The organism is Microbacterium helvum (assembly GCF_014779795.1).
Lineage (GTDB): Bacteria > Actinomycetota > Actinomycetes > Actinomycetales > Microbacteriaceae > Microbacterium > Microbacterium helvum.
In genome coordinates this window covers 242,807-260,855 of sequence record NZ_JACXZS010000003.1, presented here as the reverse complement: position 1 = coordinate 260,855, position 18,049 = coordinate 242,807, and the positions used below count along the sequence as shown (strand labels likewise).

The following is an 18,049-nucleotide window of genomic DNA, read 5'->3' as shown; positions in this document are numbered from 1 at the left end:
GATCGAGTCGCAGCGAGGCGGGAACTGAGTGCCGCCGCCTGTATCGGGTGACGTAGGATGCCCGGTGACGGACTCACCCGACCCGAGTTCCGGGCACGAGTTCGAAGGAGAGCACATGTCCCCCACCTCCTCGGCCGCCGCGAAAACCCCCGCGAAGCCGCGCACCAAGAAGGCCGCCGCCGGCACCGGCGCGACCCTGCCCGACGAAGAGCGCGCCGCCCTCGACGCCGACATCGACCGGCTCGAAGAGGGCTCGCGCGTGTGGGCGGCCCTCACGCTCGACCAGCGCGCTCGGCTGCTCGGGCGCGTGCGCGACGCCGTCGGCACGGTCGCGCAGGAGTGGGCAGACGCGGCCACGATGTCGAAGGGCCTGGAGCCGGGCCACGCGCTGTCGGGCGAGGAATGGCTCGGCGGACCCTACGCGGTGATCGGGCTGCTCGACGCGCTGCGCGAGACGCTCGAGGCGCTGGCCATCGGCAAGAATCCGCTCGACGGCGTGAAGCTCGATCAGGCTCCGGGCGGACGCCTGCGCGCGCACACGTTCCCGCTGAACGGCACCGAGAAGTTCCTGCTGTCGGGCTTCACGGGCGAGGTGTGGTTCGAGCCGGGTGTGACCGCCGCCGAGGCACGCCGCGAAGCGGGGCTCGGTCAGCTGACCCCCACGCAGCCGGGCGGCGTCGGGCTCGTCCTCGGCGCCGGCAACGTCACCTCGATCCCGGTCGCCGACGTGCTGTACGAGCTGTTCGCGCACAACCGCGTGGCACTGCTCAAGGTCAACCCGACGCAGGACTCGCTCGTGCCGGTGTTCGAGCGTGCGCTCGCGCCGCTCATCGAGCCCGGCTTCGTGCGGATCGTGCGCGGCGGCGCCGCGACCGGCGCGTATCTCACCTCGCACCCGCGCCTGGTGCACGTCCACATCACCGGGTCGGCCGCGACGTTCGACGCGATCGTCTGGGGTCCGGATGCCGGCGGCCGAGAGACCCCGAAGCTCAAGGTGCCGATCACGGCCGAGCTCGGCGGCGTCTCGCCCATCATCGTCGTGCCGGGCGCGTGGTCGGCCGCCGATCTGAAGTACCAGGCCGAGCACGTCGCCACGATGCGTCTCGTCAACGCCGGACACAACTGCATCGCCGGCCAGGTCGTCATCGTGAGCTCCGACTGGCCGCAGCGCGCCGAGTTCCTCCACCGGCTGCACGAGGCCTATGCCGCTGCCCCGGAACGCCCGGTGTGGTACCCCCGCAGCGACGAGCGGCTCGGGGCCGCGGCATCCAGCTATCCCGACGCGGCGTGGAGCGCCGACCACACCCGCGCGATCGTCGAGGTCAAGGACGGTGACGACCCGGCGCCCGTCGAGACGATCGAGTACTTCGCGCCGATCCTCGGGGTCGTCGAGCTGGGCGGCACGGGGCAGGAGTTCCTCGACGCGGCCGTCGCCCACGCGAACGACAAGCTCACCGGCACCCTCGGCGCCAACGTCCTCATCGATCCCGCGACCGAGGCGGCGCTCGGCGACGGCTTCGAGCGGGCCATCGCCGAGCTGCGGTACGGCGACATCGCGATCAACACGTGGACGGCCTTCAACTTCCTCACCGCGCGCCTGACCTGGGGCGGCTACCCGGGTGCGACGCTCGCCGACGTGTCGAGCGGCATCGGCGTCGTGCACAACGCGCTGCTGCTCGACCGGGTCGAGCGGTCGGTCGCGCGCGGGCCGTTCCGGCCGTTCCCGCGGTCGGTGGGCGACAAACTCCGGCTCCTGAGCCTGTCGAAGGGCACGATTCTGCCGACGCCGCCGTGGTTCGTGAGCTCGCGCACCGGAGCCGAGGTGAGCGCCGGACTCACCCGCTACCTCGTGGACGGCAAGCTGCCCGGCCTCGTCGCGACGCTCACCAAGGCCATGCAGGCATGAGCCGCCGCTCCCGCGGCGCGGCGTTCGGGCCACCCGCGAGCGTTGGATTCAGCGCCGACGGGCTCGAGGCCGACTACGTCGTCGTGGGCGCCGGCTCGGCGGGCGCCGCGCTGGCGGCCCGCCTCAGCGAGGACCCGACGGTGTCCGTGCTGCTGCTGGAGGCCGGCGGACCCGACAAGGCGCTCGAGCTGCACGTTCCCGCCGCGTTCTCGAAGCTCTTCCGCGGCGCATACGACTGGAACTACGACACTGTTCCCCAGCCCGCGCTGGAGGGTCGCACGATCTACTGGCCGCGCGGCAAGACGCTCGGCGGCTCGTCGTCGCTGAACGCGATGATGTGGGTCCGCGGGTTCGCCGCGGATTACGACGAGTGGGCGGATGCTGCCGGCCCCGGCTGGTCGTGGGACGCCCTGATCCCCTACTTCCGCCGCGTCGAGCGCACGACCGACCCGGCGGATCCGACGCAGGGCACCGACGGCGCGCAGCCCGTCGAGCACCAGCGCGATCCGCGTCCGCAGACGGCGAGATTCCTGTCGGCTGCGCGCGAAGCGGGTCACGCCGTCACGCCCGCGAACCTGCCGACGGGCCAGGGCTTCTCCCAGACCATGGTGAGCGAGCACCGCGGCGCCCGCGCCTCGACCGCCGACTCGTACCTGCGCCCCGCCGAGGGCCGCGCCGGACTGCGGGTGCTGACGGGTGCGCACGTGCGGCGGGTGACGTTCGAGGCGCCGACGGACCCCGGCTCGACGCCGCGCGCGACGGGCGTGTATGCCGACCTCGGCGGGATCACGCGTCAGGTGCGTGCCCGCCGCGAGGTGATCCTCTCAGGAGGCGCGATCAACACGCCGCAGCTGCTCATGCTGAGCGGCATCGGCCCGGCCGAGCACCTCGCCGAGCACGGCATCCGCGTCCTCGTCGATGCTCCCGGCGTCGGCGCGAACCTGCAGGACCACCTCGTCGCCGGTCTCGCGCCCGCCGCGCCCGGCGGAACGCTGTACGACGCCGAGAAGCCCGCCGAGCTCGTGAAGTACCTCACCGCGCGCAGAGGGATGCTCACCTCGAATGTCGCCGAGGCCTACGGGTTCGTGCGCACGCCGGTCGCCGACGCGACGGGCGCGCCCGCGGACCTGCCCGACATCGAGATCATCTTCGCCCCGGTGCCGTACGTCGGTGAGGGACTCGTGCCGACGCCCGGCCACGGCCTGACCGTGGGCGCCATCCTGCTGCGGCCGCGCAGCCGCGGCACGATCCGGCTGGCCTCCGCGGATCCGGCGGCGGCACCGCTGATCGACCCGGCGTACCTCTCCGACCCCGAGGGCGTCGACGCGGCGACGATGCTCGCGGGCCTCGCCGAGTGCGAGCGCCTCATCGACACCGACGCGATGCGCACCATCACGACGGGCACGTGGGTGCAGCCCGCCGGCGGTGAGAGCATGACGCCCGCCGAGCGTGCCGAGCTCTCGATGCGCCGCTACTCGCACACGCTCTACCACCCGGTGGGCACCGCGCGCATGGGCACCGACGACGCGTCCGTCGTCGACCCCGAGCTGCGGGTGCGCGGAGTCTCTGGCCTGCGCGTCGCGGACGCGTCGGTCATGCCCACGGTGATCCGCGGCCACACGAACGCCCCCGCGATCGTGATCGGCGAGGTCGCCGCCGACCTGCTGCTCGGCCGGCGCTGAGGATTCGCCCGCGGCCCGGCGCGGGGTGCCCGGGCGGGTGGAGTGGATGCCGGGCGCCCGGCATCCACTCCACCCGCCCAGCGCGCCTCACGCCACCGGCACCGCGACCTCGGGAAGAGGCAGCGAGGTGCCACCCGAGAACATGCGGCGCACGAGCGGCAGCGCCGCGCGCGAGAACATCACCCGGGTCAGCGCGCGCGACATGGCCGCTTCGAACCGCGTCGCGGGCACCATGCGCTTGATGCCTCCGCCCGGGATCTGCTTGCCCGTCTCGGCGAACGGGGCGATGTCGGCCGAATACCGGCGCAGCGCACCGGTGAGGTCGTCCGGTGTCGCGGCGATCCGCGCGGCGAGCAGGTAGGCGCCGATGAGCGCGGTCGCCGTTCCCTGCCCGGTCATGGGCGACCCGCACGACGCGGCGTCGCCGAGCAGCACGACGCGGCCGTTCGCGACGTCGGGCACGTCGATGCGCACGAGTTCGTCGAAGTACAGATCGGATGCCGCAGCCAGCGCCTCGAGCACCGCCGGGGCGTGCCAGCCGGCGCCGGCGATGCGTTCGCGGATCAGCGCTTCTTGCCCGGCACGGTCTCCGCGCAGGGACGGATCGCGGTCCATGCGGAACGTCAGGATGGCCTTGGACGTCGCGGGTTCCCGGTCGGGACGGATGCCGAACGTCGCACCCGGAACGAAGCGCATGGCGAACCAGCCCTCTTCGAGATCTGCGGGCGTGGGCATCGTGAAGAACGCGGCGTACCCGCCGAGGTAGGTGGCGAACTGCTCTTCGGGCCCGAACGCCAGCCGGCGTGTGGCCGAGTGGACGCCGTCGGCGCCGACCACGACATCGAACCGCTCTTCGTAGCCGTGCTCGAACGAGACATCGACGCCGGTCGGGTCCTGGGTGAGGGCGACGATCCGGTCGCCGAAGCGCAGGTCGAGCAGCCCGGGCGCGGCGTCCGCGGCGGACTGCAGCGCGTCCAGCAGCACCTGCGCGAGGTCGCCGCGGGCGATCTCGATCTCGGCCACCGCGCCCTCGCCGTCGAAGTCGGCCATCGACATGCGGCCGAAGACGTTGCCCTCGCCGTCGACGTACGACATGCCTTCTTCGTGAACGCGGAAGCGGTCGACGCCCGGCATGATGCCCATCCGCTCGGCGACCTCGCGGCTCGCCCCACGCAGGTCGACAGCCTGGCCGCCAGGGCGAGGCGCGTCCGCGCGCTCCACGACGGTGGTCCGGACGCCTGAGCGGACGAGCTGCAGGGCCAGGGCGAGGCCGGCGATGCCGCCTCCCGACACGAGGATGTGCGGTGCGCGGTCGAAGTCGTTCATGAGGCATCCCATCTCTAAGACGTTTGTATGAGACATATGTCTAACAGACATCTTGGACGCTTGTCTAGCACGAATGTCCAAAATCTGCGGATACGATGAACGCATGGGCAATCGCGAAGACCTCCTCGCCGGTGCACGACAGGTGATCCTCGAGCGCGGCGTCGCCAAGGCGACCGCCCGCGACATCGCCACGGCCGCGGGCGTCAGCCTCGCGGCGATCGGCTACCACTTCGGGTCGAAGGACGAGCTCATCAGCGCCGCGCTCACCGAATCCCTCGGCAGCGGCATCGGCGACGCGATGGAGGCCGTGGTCGACGAGACCGCTGCACTCCCCCTCGTCGACGGGTTCGCGGCGCTGTTCGACCGCATGCCCGAGATCTTCGCCGCCAACCGCGAGGCACTGGTCGCGAGCTTCGAGAACTCCGTGATGGTCTGGCGCGACGAGGCCGCGAGCCGCACGCTCGCCGGCGCGATGAACGAGGCACACCTCGGCATCGTCGACGTGCTGCGCTCCGCACGCCCCGAACTCTCGGCAGAGGACCTCGACGCCATCGCGAAGCTGGAGTTCGTGCTGGTGCAGAGCCTCGGCCTGCTGTGGATCATCAGCCCCGAGTCACTGCCGACCGGCGCCGAACTCGCCCGTGCGGTGACGGCGATCGCCGGGAACGGCGGTACATCGGCACCCGGTCGTTGAGCGGAGGCGCTCCGGCGCCCGCCGACGAAACGGGGTCCGACACGAGGTCGTCCATGCGGTCAGGGCGTTTCGTCTTCGCTCGTTCCTCGCTCCGCTCAACGAGCAGGGCAGCTCAGGGCGTTTCGTCTTCGCTCGTTGCTCGCTCCGCTCAACGAGCAGGGCAGCTCAGGGCGTTTCGTCTTCGCTCGTTGCTCGCTCCGCTCAACGAGCGGGAGTGGCGGACAGCGAAACGCCCCGGCCGCGCTGAGCGGACGGGGCGTTTCGAGAAGTGGATGCCGGGGTCAGCGGCCGCCGCGGCGGTTGGTGCCGTTGGGGCGCACGACCGAGCCGACCATGAGCTTGCCGGTACCGCCCGACGACGCGCGACGCCCGGGCGTGCGGGGGTTGCCCGCCGCCTGCTGACCGGACCGGCCGTGCCCGGCGCTCTGGTCGTGACGCTGGTGCGACGCCTTCTCGTGCGTGGATGCCGCATCCCGGCGCTGACCGCCGGACGCCTGCTGACCGCCGCCCTGACCGCCCTGGCCGGAGCCGCCGCGACGGCGACGACCTTCGGAGCCGGAACCGGCGCCCCGGGCCTGGCCGCCGGCATCCCCCCGCTCCTCGCGCGCAGCGCGCTTGCGCTGGGCGTTCGCGCCCTGACTCTGGCCGCCGCCGCGGGCGGGAGCCGCCACCGGCACGGGCTTGACGTACGGCGCGACCTGGCCGACGAGCGCGGTCACCTCGGCCGACTCGGCCGTCACGGCGACCGGCTCGACCGAGATCGCCGCCTTGCGCAGCAGCTGCGACACGTCGCGACGCTGCTCGGGGAGCACGAGCGTGACCACGGCACCCTCCGCCCCCGCGCGGGCCGTGCGGCCCGAGCGGTGCAGGTACGCCTTGTGCTCCATGGGCGGGTCGACGTGGATGACGAGCTCGACGTCGTCGACGTGCACGCCGCGCGCGGCGACGTCGGTCGCGACCAGCACCTTCACCTCGCCGGACGAGAACGCCGCGAGGTTGCGGTCGCGCGCCGCCTGCGACAGGTTGCCGTGCAGGTCGACGGCGGGGATGCCCTGGCTCGTCAGCTGCTTGGCGAGCTTCTTGGCCTGGTGCTTGGTGCGCATGAACAGGATGCGACGGCCCATGCCCGAGGCGAGCGCCTTGACGACGTCCTTCTTGGCGTCGGCGTCGGCGAGCGTGAAGACGTGGTGCGTCATCGCGGCGACGGGCGAGTGCGCCTCGTCGACCGAGTGCAGCACCTCGTTCTGCAGGAAGCGGTTCACGAGCTTGTCGACCCCGTTGTCGAGGGTCGCGCTGAACAGCAGGCGCTGGCCGCCGGCGGGCGTGGCGTTCAGGATGCGCGTGACGCCGGGCAGAAAGCCCAGGTCGGCCATGTGGTCGGCCTCGTCGATGACGGTGATCTCGACGGCGTCGAGGTGCACGAAGCCCTGCTTCATGAGGTCCTCGAGGCGGCCGGGGCACGCCACGACGATGTCGACGCCGGCGTTCAGAGCGTTGACCTGGCGGTTCTGGTTCACGCCGCCGAAGATCGTCGTCGTGGTGAGGTTGTAGGCCTTCGCCAGGGGTGCGAGGGTCGCGTCGATCTGCGTCGCGAGCTCGCGGGTCGGAGCGAGCACGAGGCCGAGCGGGCGGCCCTTGCGGCGGGGTCCGCCGGCGAGGGTCGTGCCCAGGCGCGCGACCATGGGGATCGAGAAGGCGAGCGTCTTGCCCGAGCCGGTCTTGCCGCGGCCCAGCACGTCGCGACCGGCGAGCGTGTCGGGGAGCGTGTCGACCTGGATCGGGAACGCGGTGGTCTTGCCGGCCGCGGCGAGCGCGGTGACGAGGGGCTGAGGCACGCCGAGCGCGCCGAAAGTCATGTCTGTCATGAGTGTCTGTCTCTGGGCACGACGGTGCCCTGTCGGTGGCCGGGGCGGATCTCGCCCTCGGGTCGCCGTACGAAAGATGTCAGCCGGGTTCGAGTTCGGATCTCGGGATGCCGGCGAGGGAAGCGTTCTACGACGCGAGAAGCGCGGGGGAACGCGCTGCAAGGTTAACCACCCTACCAGGGGACGGCTGGGCGTTCCCCGTCACGCGTGTCCCGCTCCGCCCTCGTCGCCCCCTCCTCTGTTCCCCGGTCGCCAACGCGGTTTCTCGCCGAGCGACCATGTTGTCGGCGCGCATGACGTGGTTTCTCGGCGAGAAGCCGCGTTGTCGACAGAGGAGCGGGGGAAGGGGCGGTGCGGCAGAACCTCTGGCTCGCGCTCGGGCTCTGGCTCGGGTGCGCTCGGGCTCTGGCTCGGGTGCGCTCGGGCTCTGGCTCGGGTGCGCTCGGGCTCTGGCTCGGGTGCGCTCAGGCTCGAGACGAGGTGCGCCTCCGGTCAGCGGCCGGCATCGGCGTCCGCCGGCTCCGGCTCCGGCTCCGGCTCCTCCGGCTCCGACTCCTCCGGCTCCGGCTCCGCCTCGATGCTCTGCTCCACCGCGCCGAAGCGGTCCGTCGCAGCACGGAGCGCGGCGGCGATGCCGGGCTCGGAGGCTGCGTGGGCAGCATCCGGAACCATCACGAACTCGGCTTCCGGCCACGCGCGATGCAGGTCCCAGGCGGTCATCGCGGGCGTGCACACGTCGTAGCGGCCCTGCACGATGACGGCGGGGATGTGGCGGATGCGGTCGACCCCGGCGATCAGCTGCTCGGGCTCGAACCACCCGCCGTGGAGGAAGTAGTGGTTCTCGATGCGCGCGAAGGCGACGGCCTCGCGCCGCGAGGTCATCGCCTCGACGAGTTCGGGATCGGGCAGCAGGGTGAGGTTCGACGCCTCCCACTTCGACCACGCGATCGCGGCGGGCACGTGCACCGCGGGATCGGGGTCGGCGAGGCGCCGGTGGTACGCCTGCATCAGGCGCGAGCGCTCGAGGATCGGGATCGGGGCGATGAAGTCCTCCCACAGATCCGGGACGATGGATGCCGCGCCGCCCTCGTAGAACCACTCCAGCTCGTGCCGGCGCAGCGTGAAGATGCCGCGCAGCACGATCTCGGTGACGGCATCGGGGTGGGCCTGCGCGTACGCGAGGGCGAGCGCGCTCCCCCACGAGCCGCCGAAGACCTGCCAGCGCGCGATCCCGAGGTTCCTGCGCAGCAGTTCGAGGTCGGCGACGAGGTGCCAGGTCGTGTTGTGGCGCAGGTCGGCGCGAGGCTCGCTCGCGTGCGGCGTCGACCGGCCGCAGCCGCGCTGGTCGAGCAGGATGACGCGGTACACAGCCGGGTCGAAGAACCGGCGGTGCCAGGCCGAGACCCCTGCACCGGGGCCGCCGTGCAGGAACACCACGGGCTTGCCCTCGGGGTTTCCGACCTGCTCGTAGTAGAGCCGGTTGCCCTCGCCCGCGATCAGCGTGCCGGTGTCGTACGGCTCGATGGGCGGGTAGAGGATGTCGTCGAGATGTTCGTTCATAGGCTTCCCCCCGGAACGCCGAAGGTGTCGCACGCGGAGACACCGCCCTGGTAGCCCAGCTGGAACCAGCGCTGACGCTGCTCGCTCGAGCCGTGGGTCCAGGATTCGGGGTTCACGAAGCCCCCGGACTGCTGCTGGATGTTGTCGTCGCCGACCGTTCTCGCGGCGTTGATCGCGTCAGCGATCTGCGCCTGCGTCGGGGCCTGCAGATACGGTACCCCGTTCTCGTCGACCTCTTCGGTCATGGCCCCGACCCACGCGCCGGCGAAGCAGTCGGCCTGCAGCTCGGTGCGCACGCCGTTGCCGGTCGCGCCCGCGCCGTCGTTCGGGTGCTCGTCCATGATCCCGGTGATGTACTGCACGTGGTGCCCGTACTCGTGCGCCAGCACGTAGAGCTGGGCGAGGTCGCCCGCCGACGCGCCGAACTGGTCGCGCATGAGACCGAAGAACGTCGGGTCGACGTAGACGGACTCGTCCTGCGGGCAGTAGAACGGCCCGGTCTGATTGGATGCCGTCCCGCACGACGATGACGCCGACCCGTTGACGATCACGAGCGTGGGCGCGCGATAGCCCTGCACCTGGTCCTGCCAGTACTTGTCGAGCACGACGCTGCCCGCCGCGAGGCGGCAGGAGTCGTTCGCGTTGGCGTCGGCCCCGGTCTCGCACTGGGCGATCTCGGTGTCGCCGCCGCCAGAGGCGTCTGTGCCAGGGCCGAGCGGCAGCACACTGGAGAAATCCTGGCCCGTGAACAGCTGCAGGAGCAGGACGGCGATGGCGCCGAGGCCCACGACCCCGCCGCCCGCGACTGCCACGCCCGCCCCGCGACGCCTCGCCGTGTTCCCCCCGACGTTGGCGTTCTCGTTGAACGTCATGTCTGTCACGGTACCGCGACAGCCTGATCGGGGCACGGAATGGCCGAGGATATGGCGCGATCCGGCACGGGATGCTAGGGGAATAGGCTCGGGTCATGGCGAGCGCACCCACGACCGTGACCATCACCGGCGGCGGCGGGCAGATCGGCTACGCGCTGATGTTCCGCATCGCGGCGGGCGACATGCTGGGGCCCGATCGGCCGGTGCGGCTGCGACTGCTCGAGATCCCCCAGGGCATGAAGGCGGCCGAGGGCGCGGCGCTCGAGCTGCAGGACTGCGCGTTCCCGCAGCTGGTGGACGTGGACGTGACCGACGATCCGCTGACCGCGTTCAACGGCACGCACATCGCGATGCTCGTCGGCGCCCGCCCGCGCACGGCGGGTATGGAGCGCGCCGACCTGCTCGCCGCGAACGCCGGCATCTTCGGCCCGCAGGGCAAGGCGATCGCCGCGGTGGCCGACGACGACGTGCGCGTGGTCGTGGTGGGCAACCCCGCCAACACGAACGCCCTCATCGCCGCGGCATCCGCGGCTCCCCACGTTCCCGCCGACCGCTTCACCGCGCTCACGCGCCTGGACCACAACCGCGCCGTCGGCCAGCTCGCCGAGGTGCTGCAGGTGGCGCCCGACGACATCGACGACGTCACGATCTGGGGCAACCACTCGGCCTCGCAGTTCCCCGACGTGTCGCACGCGACCGTGCGCACCGGACTCGTCGAGCGGATGCCGGTGGTCGAGGCGCTCGCGGAACGCCTGGGCGGCGCCGCACAGGTGCGGACGTGGCTCGACGACACGTTCATCCCCCGCGTAGCGAAGCGCGGTGCCGAGATCATCGAGGTGCGCGGCTCGTCGTCGGTCGCCTCCGCGGCGAACGCGGCGATCGATCACGTGCGCGACGAGCAGCTCGGCACGCCCCACCGCTCCTGGACGTCGGCGGCCGTCGTCTCTCGCGGCGAGTACGGCGTACCCGCAGGCCTCGTGAGCTCGTTCCCCGTCCGCTCGCACGGCGACGGGTACGAGATCGTCGAAGGCCTCGACATCGACGCGCGCGCCCGCGCCCGCATCGACGCGTCCGTCGCCGAGCTGATCGCCGAACGCGACGCGGTGACCGCGCTCGGCGTGCTGTGACAGGCCCGCGTCCGGGTCCGAGGAGTGCGAGGGGGATGACCGCCACCCCGTCGCGTCGGCGATATGCGTAGGGACCGGCGTTGATCACCACGCGGTCGACCACCCGATCGCCCAGCTGCGTCTGCAGCCAGTTGAGATGTCGCACATCGCGGCCGTCGATCGCCGGCTTGAGTAGCGGCAATCTAACAAACGGACGAGCGCCTATCAGGCAGACTGACGAGCGCCTATTCGGCGATCAGCACGCCGCCACAGTGCCCGTCTCAAGGTTCAGCCACGGCGTCAGTAGATCGGATCGGGTTCGGGGCACAGCGACAACGCCTCGGCGAGGCTGCTCGGCGGGACTTGCGAGTAGGGATCCCAGATCGCGTCGTCCGGTGAACGCCTTTGCTCTACGAAACGCTGCAGCGACGGCGTCGCATCGGGTGTCGGGTACCCCCGCGCCTGCAAGCATGACAATGAGGCGAGGAGCCCGTCGTACGTCGTCGAATAGTCGGCATCGGTCCACTCGCGGTGGGAGATTCCTGAGCTGCAGATCTCCTGGTCTGCCAAGTAACGATCGAGTTGCTCGTTGGCGAACTCTGCTTCGACTCCGCCATCACTGCTGACCGTGACGTCCCACCCCCGTGCATGAAGACAATCGGCCAGCAAGGTGTCGGCCTCTGCCTCGCTCCCGACAGTCACTGCCGGTTTCGGGGTTGCGGTTGCCCCTGTCGCTGGGGCTGCCGTCGAGCAGCCCGCCATAGCGCCGATCGAGACGACGACCGCGACCGATAATGCAGGCGTCAGTTGGTGCAAGTGACGCCGTTGCCGGTCGCTTGGAACGCGCCATCCGTCGTGGCCGAACTGGCACTCACCGAAGAAAGGCTGCTGGGAAAGTAACGGTGGATGATGTTCGTACCGTTGTCGAACGTCTTTGTCTTTGTCGTGGCTCCGATCTGGAGGTGCGCAGTCTTGCCCGACGAGAACGTGTAAGTCTCGACCAGCGGGTATGGCGAACTGCAGGAGCGGGCGCCGAGATTGAGTGTTGCCGCGGCCGCCGGAAGTGCGGTCAGCCCGACGATTGCCACGACTGCCGCAGCGGCCGCGACCGCCTTCATTGCCATTCGATTCATTTGGAACCCTTCGCTCGTCGAGATCGGTGACCATCCCCTTCACCATGTATGTGTCTGACGCTGCGAATTCGTTACAGAACTCTGTTGACCAACTCTGCGGAGGCGTCGGGAGCGGCCTGTCATGGGACGCGGAGTTCGTGGATGGGTTGGCGGCCGGCGGCGGTGAGGGCGGGGATGAGGGCGGCGGCCAGGGCTGTGGTGAGGGCGAGGATGCTGGTGGCGGTGGTGAAGGCCCAGCCGGGGTGGGGGTCGCCGGCGAGAACAAGGGTGAGGGTGGACGCGGTCACGCCGAGGATCACACCGGTCAGGGCGAGGAGTGCGGTCTGGGTGAGCAGGAGCGTGATGATCAATGCTCGGGTGGCGCCGAGGGCGCGGCGGCGGCCGAAGTCTTTGCGGCGCATCATGACGAGCCCGTAGAGGATGATCGCGACCAGGATGCCGGTGGTGGCGAGGATGACGAGGACGAGCCCGCGGGCGAAGGTGCCGAGTTGGGTTTGCACGATGGCGCGGAGTTGGGCGAGGGCTTCGCTGGTTTGGACGGTGATCTTGGTGGGGTCGTCGGCGGCGAGGACGGACAGGACGGCGTCGGAGACGGGGGCGACCAGGTCGGGTCGGTCGGCGATGACCAGTAGCACGTTCACGGTCTCACCTCCGGTCGCGTCCGGTTGCGGGATGAGGGTGACGGGTTCGAATGCGGCCAGGAAGTCCGGGGTGGTGAGTGTCCCGGCCATGCCGTAGCTGGCCCCGGTGGTGAGGGTGATGGAGCCGGCCACGTCGGGGAGCCCGAACTGGGTGAGCGCGGTGGGGGAGGCATAGGCGAGGCCGCCGGGGACAGGGGATGACTTCGGGATGCCGAGGCGTTCCAGGTGGGTGCCGTAGGCGAGGCGGACCGGGACGCGGGTGCCGTCGGGGATCTGGGTGTTGGTGGCGTCGATGGCGGAGCTGAATGCGGCGGCCCATTCGATGCCGTCGATCCCGCCGATCCGGTCCAACACGTCGGCGCTCAGGCCGGCGCCGTTCTCGGCGCGGATCTGGATGGTCCGGGTACCCGCATCATCGATACTGCCGAGGACTTGCTGTTCGGCTCCGACGGAGCGGCCGGTGGTGAGCATGACGGCGACCATCATCCCCGCGATCATCAGGATCGTGACGATGGATGCGACCGGCTGCGAGATCGCCGACGCCCATGCCTCCCGCACCACCGCGACCGCTCTCATAACCGGATCTCCCGGTCACACGCGGCCGCGACCTCCGGGGAGTGGGTGACCACGACCACCAGCGCCCCCGACGCGGCGTGCGCTTTCAACGCATCGACGACGACGGTGCTGGTGGCGGGGTCGAGGTTGCCGGTGGGTTCATCGGCGAGCAGGATCTGCGGGTCACTGAGCAGGGCGCGGCACAGGGCGATGCGTTGCGCCTGCCCGCCCGACACCTGCCCCGGTTTCCGGCCGGCGGGCACGTCGACCCCGAACCGGTCCAACAACTCTCGGGCCTTCGCGGTCGCCTCTCTGCGGGGCTGGCCGCGGTAGAGGGCGGTCTCGGTGACGTTGTCGATCACCGACCGGGACGCGTCCAGCGCGGCATCCTGGAACACGAACCCGAACCTCCCCGCCCGCAACCTCGCCTTGTGCGCGTCCCGCAGCCCCGACACCGCCACCCCGTCAACCAGGACGTCTCCGCCGGTGGGGTGCAGCATCAGCCCGAGCAGATACAGCAGGGTCGACTTGCCCCGCCCCGACGGACCCGTCAACGCCACCACCTCACCCGCCTCGAAGTCCGCGTCCCAGCCGTCCAGCACCGGCATGCTGTGGTGCCCGTACGAGAACGACAGGCCACGGGCTTCCAGCAACGGGGTTCTCATGTGGCCGGGACCCGCACCCGGGCGCCCTGCTCGACTCCCTCGACCACGCTCATCCCCCGCGCCGACGCCACTACGCTCACCGGGATCCGGTCCCCGTCCTCGGTGACCACCGCGGTCTGTCCGTCCGCACCCGTCACGAGAGCAGCCGAGGGCACCACCAGACCGGTCACGGTCGGCACCGTCACGATCCTCGAGCTGAGGAGCGCTTGCCCGGTGACCGGGACCTGCCCGCACTGCTCCCCGCAGATCACACCCCCATCGACTCCGGTCAGGGCGACGGTGATGGTCCCGGTCTCCGGGTCGGGGGTCTGCTCCCCGGCAACAGCGACCCATACATCCCCGTCCGGGGACGTGATCTCCACCCGCGTCCCTGTCGGCATCATCCCCGCCTGCCCCTCCGTCACCGGGACCGTGAACACCGGCGACGCCGGCAAGCCCGCCACCAAGTCCTCCCCACCAGACAACGTCGCACCCCGAGTGACGATCTCGTCGTCCAACGCGACCCGGGTCGGCAGCACCGGCACGAAGATCACATCCCCGACACCGACGACCCCCGACTGGGGCAGTCCGAGGGACTTCTGCCACGCCTTGGTCGCCGCAACCGTCCCAGCGCCCGCCTTCCCATCCACCGCCCCACGGAACAACCCCAACGAGGTCAACATGGCCTGCAGTTGCGCGACGTCCGGACCCTCGACACCCTGCCCGATGTCACGGAACGCGGGCGTCTCCCCCATCGCCACCACCACCGGCCGCAGATCCACCGCATACAACGTCGACCCTTGCGAGACCTCATCCCCCGCCGCCACCGTGACAGAGGTGACGACACCGACGGCCCGGTTCACCCCGACCGGTATCGGCGTCCACGCCGCCACCGTATTCAACGTGATACTCGACCCCACCTCGCCCTGCACCACCTGAACCGTCGTGAACCCCGGCGATGCCAACACCTCATCCGACGGCGAGAGGACGGATGCGGCAGCCCACCCCACCGCGATACCCGCCACCGCAAGCAACGCCCCAGACGCAACCCACCACAGCCACCGGCGACGCGCCGCGCGCGCTGGAGTCGCCGTCACGTCGTGCACGACACGTAACTGACCGTCCCACTCACGTTCGTCCATCCCCCTGCTGGTGCAGTCGCGAGCACCGCGCCAGATGCGGATCGGGCGCTCGTCGATCCTGTCGAGCGGGCGTCGGCGATGGACCGCACGATCCCTCCCAGCGCTGCAACGCTATGGCTCGACGCACACGTCGTCCAGCTCAGCTTCGACCCCGTCATCCCGGTTCCCGAGAACGCACAATGCGAGCCGGTGGCGCATGAACCCACAGACCTTGTCAGAGCGGAACCCAATTGAAGTTCCATTCCGAGAGACGGCCACACAACGGTGTTCGCGTCAACGACGACCCCGCCGGGCTCGGCAGCGAGAGCAGCCGGGATCCGCGGATCCAGCTCATCAGCCTGAGCAGCACCACCTCCAGCAAACATCAACGACCCGATGATCGCCCCCGTGAGCAGCACGCCACGCAGCGCGTTTCGATTCATTGATCCACATTCCCTTCGTCGGTGTCCCACATCGTGTAGGAGATCACGGCTCCCGCCTCCAACGGCGGCTCTTCAACCGCGCGCGTCAGGATGGTTTCGAGGCCCACGATCCGGCCGGTGTCTGCCGAGACGAGCATCAACTGGGAGGATGCTCCGTCCGTCTGCGAGGGCCTGCCCCGAACGCCCCAGACCTGTCGTCCGGCACGGTCCGTCCCGGTCCCCAGCACTTCCGCGCCAGCCGAATCCGCGAGCAGACGAAGGATCGACGCGTGCTGCTGATCGCTCAGTGTCCACTCCCCGAACGCGCCGCCCACCGCCAACATGATGTCGCCCGCGTTGTACTTCTCCGGCAACCCATAGCCACGCAGGAACGAACGCATCTCCTCAACCGATTCACCAGGCGCGACGGCAACAAGCGGCTGGTACTCGCCGGCGACGAAGCTCATGTCGCTGAGCACCGTGCCGGGCGGAACTCCGCCGTCCGGCAGTGCGCCGTCCACCGGCGAGTCCGTGGCCAGATACGGCCGACCCGCGACGATCACGATCCGGCCCGAGAGATCTTCCTCCCAGGTGCCCCTTGTGATCTGGGGAGAAATGACCGCCGTCGAGCCGTCCTCGGTGACAGTCGCGTCGAGGTACCAACCGAGTGACTGAAATTCGCGAGCGGGCTCCGTCACACGCCCCGAAGACAACTCAGCGACTGATCGATCCACCAGTTTCTCCAGCGTAAGATCTGACGGATTGCTGAGAGCGAGCGCGGGCGGCGTCAGTGCGATTGCCGAGGCGGTTGTCAAGGGGACCGCGATCACCACCACAACGGCGAAAATGAACACAGCCGCAATCGGCCGCCACAACAACATCCGGCTATGCCCCCGCGCCGGCCGAGCTTCCGCTCGACGCCGCCCGTGGATGATGTCCTCGAGAACGAGCTGCGAGCGTGGCGACCTGCCCTCGTCCAGCGCCGTCGTTGCCGGGTCGATCGCCTGAAGGGCTCGGGCGACCCGATCCTCAGCCCAGTTCACGGATCACCCCATCCCCGGCCCGTAATGACGATGTGCGGTTCGCCAGAACGCCTGCCAACCTGTCGCGCGCCCGCTTTGCCCTGACCCTGAGGGTGCTCTCCTGCACGTTCATCACGCTCGCGGCCTGGTGAGTGGTGAGTCCGTCCCAGTACAGGAGGTAGAGCAACTCTCGGTCCGCATGTGAGAGCGTGCGAAGTGCTTCCCGTACGTCGATGCCAGTATCAATCCGATCCTCAACGTTGCTCTCAGCGTGGCCGAGAGTCGCCAACGACTCCGCTGCACGAGCTCGGACCCGCTTGCGATACTGGTTTGCGATCAAGAACTTCGCGGTGGTGTACAACCAGGGGAGATCGATTGAGACACCAGCGCCGAGCTTTTCCCACGCGATTGTGAAGCATTCGTCCGCGAGATCCCTTGCTACCTCCCGGTCAGCGATCCGCCGCTCACAGAAGCGCACAATCGCGCCGTACCGCTCAGCGAACAGGTCGCGGAACTGTTCGCTTTTCGTATCGGTCGATCCGTCCATCATGCGCAGAATCAGTGTCGCATCACCAGACGTCCGTCGACCGTGGGCACGCAGACAACGCAGCCTCCACGCTGGCAGTTCCGACTGAACCCATCGGATCCCATGCGATCGTGCCGCTCGTCGCGAACTCATCGCTAAAAGACTCGTAGCTCGGCGGTGCCTCCTGGACATATCCGGCTGCAACAAGGCAGTCGTTCAGCCCGACCAGCCAGTCGTACCTCGCCCGTAGCTCTGCATCGGTGCGCGGTGCGTCGTCGAGCACCCCCAACGTCGACTGACAGGACTCGTTGTCCGCGTCCCACGCCGCCTGCTGTTCTGCCGGTACGGTGCCGAACCTGATCACGCCTGGACCTTGCGGATCGTCGGCATCAGTACTCGCCTCCCAGCCCGCGTCGACCATGCATTGGACGAGCGCATCGGCATACTCCTGAACGGTGCCGTGAAAAACCGCCGATGTCGCTCTTGCGGTGGATTCGATGGGCGACGGAGCCGCGATTGGGGTCGAACTCCGCGCCGGATCGGGATCAGCCGGTCCAGAGCACCCGCTGAGAAGGATGCACCCCGCGGTCAGTACGGCTGCAAGGATCACGCAGGGCCCCCCGCGCGAAAGTCTCGCCGTCACGTGTAGTTGGTGCAGTACGCGTACGTGCCAGCGTCGTCGAGTGCACCGCCGGTGCTGACGCTCCAGCTTCCTCCGTTGAACGCTCCCTGCGAGTAACGGTGCGTCCATGTTGTTCCGTTGATGAATATCACCGACGGAGACGCCCCCGGGCCCTTGTGTGTGACCGACCCGGTTGAGTAGCTCGTCAACCAGCTGTATGGTGCACTGGCCCCACAGCCCTTGTAGCCCGTCTTGCTCACCGCTAGCGCGGCGCCTGCGGGCGCCAACGCGAACACCACCGCAAGTGCTCCCGCGAGAACGACAGCGCCAACCTTGTTCTTCATTCTCTACC

General features: G+C 69.8%; 17 protein-coding genes. 4 read left to right on the top strand and 13 right to left on the bottom strand.

From position 1 onward, the window contains the following. The first annotated feature begins 115 nt into the window (after nucleotides 1-115). Both IF188_RS06455 and IF188_RS06450 read left to right on the top strand, forming a co-directional pair. A complete protein-coding gene (locus tag IF188_RS06455; RefSeq protein ID WP_191170963.1) occupies nucleotides 116-1,906 on the top strand; it encodes an aldehyde dehydrogenase family protein in 1,791 nt (596 codons plus the stop codon). Continuing rightward, nucleotides 1,903-3,588: a GMC family oxidoreductase gene (locus IF188_RS06450; protein WP_191170962.1), complete on the top strand. Its 1,686-nt coding sequence runs from the start codon at nucleotides 1,903-1,905 to the stop codon at nucleotides 3,586-3,588. The genes IF188_RS06455 and IF188_RS06450 overlap by 4 nt, the downstream gene beginning before the upstream one ends. An 87-nt stretch (nucleotides 3,589-3,675) precedes the next feature. Here the strand turns inward: IF188_RS06450 and IF188_RS06445 are convergent, their stop codons facing one another. Further along, nucleotides 3,676-4,914 (bottom strand): FAD-dependent monooxygenase, encoded by a 1,239-nt coding sequence (locus tag IF188_RS06445; RefSeq protein ID WP_224751528.1) that lies wholly within the window; start codon nucleotides 4,912-4,914, stop codon nucleotides 3,676-3,678. A 103-nt stretch (nucleotides 4,915-5,017) separates the two neighbouring features. Between IF188_RS06445 and IF188_RS06440 the strand changes: the two genes are divergently transcribed. Continuing rightward, the gene (locus IF188_RS06440; RefSeq protein WP_191170960.1) at nucleotides 5,018-5,608 is read left to right on the top strand and encodes a TetR/AcrR family transcriptional regulator; all 591 of its coding nucleotides are present in this window, start codon (nucleotides 5,018-5,020) and stop codon (nucleotides 5,606-5,608) included. A 281-nt stretch (nucleotides 5,609-5,889) separates the two neighbouring features. Here the strand turns inward: IF188_RS06440 and IF188_RS06435 are convergent, their stop codons facing one another. The 3 genes from IF188_RS06435 to ypfJ all read right to left on the bottom strand — a co-directional run bounded on the left by IF188_RS06435 (nucleotide 5,890) and on the right by ypfJ (nucleotide 9,905). Next, nucleotides 5,890-7,473, bottom strand: a complete 1,584-nt coding sequence (locus IF188_RS06435) for a DEAD/DEAH box helicase (protein WP_191170959.1) — start codon at nucleotides 7,471-7,473, stop codon at nucleotides 5,890-5,892. Between the two features lie 492 nt (nucleotides 7,474-7,965). Continuing rightward, nucleotides 7,966-9,033 (bottom strand): prolyl aminopeptidase, encoded by a 1,068-nt coding sequence (gene pip / locus IF188_RS06430; RefSeq protein ID WP_224751527.1) that lies wholly within the window; start codon nucleotides 9,031-9,033, stop codon nucleotides 7,966-7,968. Further along, nucleotides 9,030-9,905: a KPN_02809 family neutral zinc metallopeptidase gene (gene ypfJ, locus IF188_RS06425; protein WP_191170958.1), complete on the bottom strand. Its 876-nt coding sequence runs from the start codon at nucleotides 9,903-9,905 to the stop codon at nucleotides 9,030-9,032. Before ypfJ ends, pip begins: the two co-directional genes overlap by 4 nt. Nucleotides 9,906-10,000: 95 nt before the next feature. Between ypfJ and IF188_RS06420 the strand changes: the two genes are divergently transcribed. Further along, nucleotides 10,001-11,032 (top strand): malate dehydrogenase, encoded by a 1,032-nt coding sequence (locus IF188_RS06420; protein ID WP_191170957.1) that lies wholly within the window; start codon nucleotides 10,001-10,003, stop codon nucleotides 11,030-11,032. Between the two features lie 279 nt (nucleotides 11,033-11,311). Here IF188_RS06420 and IF188_RS06415 read toward each other — a convergent pair whose 3' ends face one another. The 9 genes from IF188_RS06415 to IF188_RS06375 form a co-directional block, all read right to left on the bottom strand. Next, nucleotides 11,312-11,713: a hypothetical protein gene (locus IF188_RS06415; RefSeq protein ID WP_191170956.1), complete on the bottom strand. Its 402-nt coding sequence runs from the start codon at nucleotides 11,711-11,713 to the stop codon at nucleotides 11,312-11,314. Nucleotides 11,714-11,814: 101 nt separating this feature from the next. After that, nucleotides 11,815-12,144 (bottom strand): hypothetical protein, encoded by a 330-nt coding sequence (locus IF188_RS06410; RefSeq protein ID WP_191170955.1) that lies wholly within the window; start codon nucleotides 12,142-12,144, stop codon nucleotides 11,815-11,817. 119 nt (nucleotides 12,145-12,263) lie between these two features. Further along, nucleotides 12,264-13,271 (bottom strand): FtsX-like permease family protein, encoded by a 1,008-nt coding sequence (locus IF188_RS06405; RefSeq protein ID WP_224751526.1) that lies wholly within the window; start codon nucleotides 13,269-13,271, stop codon nucleotides 12,264-12,266. An 86-nt stretch (nucleotides 13,272-13,357) separates the two neighbouring features. Then, nucleotides 13,358-13,948, bottom strand: coding sequence for an ABC transporter ATP-binding protein (locus IF188_RS06400; RefSeq protein ID WP_224751525.1), 591 nt, complete (start codon nucleotides 13,946-13,948; stop codon nucleotides 13,358-13,360). 53 nt (nucleotides 13,949-14,001) lie between these two features. Continuing rightward, entirely contained in the window at nucleotides 14,002-15,126 is a 1,125-nt protein-coding gene (locus IF188_RS20350) for a peptidoglycan-binding domain-containing protein (protein WP_263575367.1), read from the bottom strand. A gap of 418 nt (nucleotides 15,127-15,544) precedes the next feature. Then, the gene (locus IF188_RS06390) at nucleotides 15,545-16,570 is read right to left on the bottom strand and encodes a hypothetical protein (RefSeq protein ID WP_191170952.1); all 1,026 of its coding nucleotides are present in this window, start codon (nucleotides 16,568-16,570) and stop codon (nucleotides 15,545-15,547) included. After that, complete coding sequence (locus tag IF188_RS06385; RefSeq protein ID WP_191170951.1) at nucleotides 16,557-17,096, bottom strand: RNA polymerase sigma factor; 540 nt, start codon at nucleotides 17,094-17,096, stop codon at nucleotides 16,557-16,559. The genes IF188_RS06390 and IF188_RS06385 overlap by 14 nt, the downstream gene beginning before the upstream one ends. Nucleotides 17,097-17,118: 22 nt before the next feature. After that, on the bottom strand, nucleotides 17,119-17,685 hold the full coding sequence (locus IF188_RS06380; RefSeq protein WP_191170950.1) for a hypothetical protein: 567 nt from the start codon (nucleotides 17,683-17,685) through the stop codon (nucleotides 17,119-17,121). A gap of 29 nt (nucleotides 17,686-17,714) precedes the next feature. Continuing rightward, entirely contained in the window at nucleotides 17,715-18,041 is a 327-nt protein-coding gene (locus IF188_RS06375) for a hypothetical protein (RefSeq protein WP_191170949.1), read from the bottom strand. Nucleotides 18,042-18,049 lie beyond the last annotated feature (8 nt).

Excerpts from the sequence above, each read along its gene's own strand:
- IF188_RS06440 (WP_191170960.1), top strand. The coding sequence starts at position 5,018 with ATGGGCAATCGCGAAGACCTCCTCGCCGGTGCACGACAGGTGATCCTC.
- IF188_RS20350 (WP_263575367.1), bottom strand. The coding sequence starts at position 15,126 with ATGGACGAACGTGAGTGGGACGGTCAGTTACGTGTCGTGCACGACGTG.
- IF188_RS06450 (WP_191170962.1), top strand. The coding sequence starts at position 1,903 with ATGAGCCGCCGCTCCCGCGGCGCGGCGTTCGGGCCACCCGCGAGCGTT.
- IF188_RS06420 (WP_191170957.1), top strand. The coding sequence starts at position 10,001 with ATGGCGAGCGCACCCACGACCGTGACCATCACCGGCGGCGGCGGGCAG.
- IF188_RS06385 (WP_191170951.1), bottom strand. The coding sequence starts at position 17,096 with ATGGACGGATCGACCGATACGAAAAGCGAACAGTTCCGCGACCTGTTC.
- ypfJ (WP_191170958.1), bottom strand. The coding sequence starts at position 9,905 with ATGACGTTCAACGAGAACGCCAACGTCGGGGGGAACACGGCGAGGCGT.
- IF188_RS06435 (WP_191170959.1), bottom strand. The coding sequence starts at position 7,473 with ATGACAGACATGACTTTCGGCGCGCTCGGCGTGCCTCAGCCCCTCGTC.
- IF188_RS06405 (WP_224751526.1), bottom strand. The coding sequence starts at position 13,271 with ATGATGGTCGCCGTCATGCTCACCACCGGCCGCTCCGTCGGAGCCGAA.
- IF188_RS06410 (WP_191170955.1), bottom strand. The coding sequence starts at position 12,144 with ATGAATCGAATGGCAATGAAGGCGGTCGCGGCCGCTGCGGCAGTCGTG.
- IF188_RS06375 (WP_191170949.1), bottom strand. The coding sequence starts at position 18,041 with ATGAAGAACAAGGTTGGCGCTGTCGTTCTCGCGGGAGCACTTGCGGTG.
- IF188_RS06455 (WP_191170963.1), top strand. The coding sequence starts at position 116 with ATGTCCCCCACCTCCTCGGCCGCCGCGAAAACCCCCGCGAAGCCGCGC.
- pip (WP_224751527.1), bottom strand. The coding sequence starts at position 9,033 with ATGAACGAACATCTCGACGACATCCTCTACCCGCCCATCGAGCCGTAC.
- IF188_RS06445 (WP_224751528.1), bottom strand. The coding sequence starts at position 4,914 with ATGAACGACTTCGACCGCGCACCGCACATCCTCGTGTCGGGAGGCGGC.
- IF188_RS06400 (WP_224751525.1), bottom strand. The coding sequence starts at position 13,948 with ATGCCGGTGCTGGACGGCTGGGACGCGGACTTCGAGGCGGGTGAGGTG.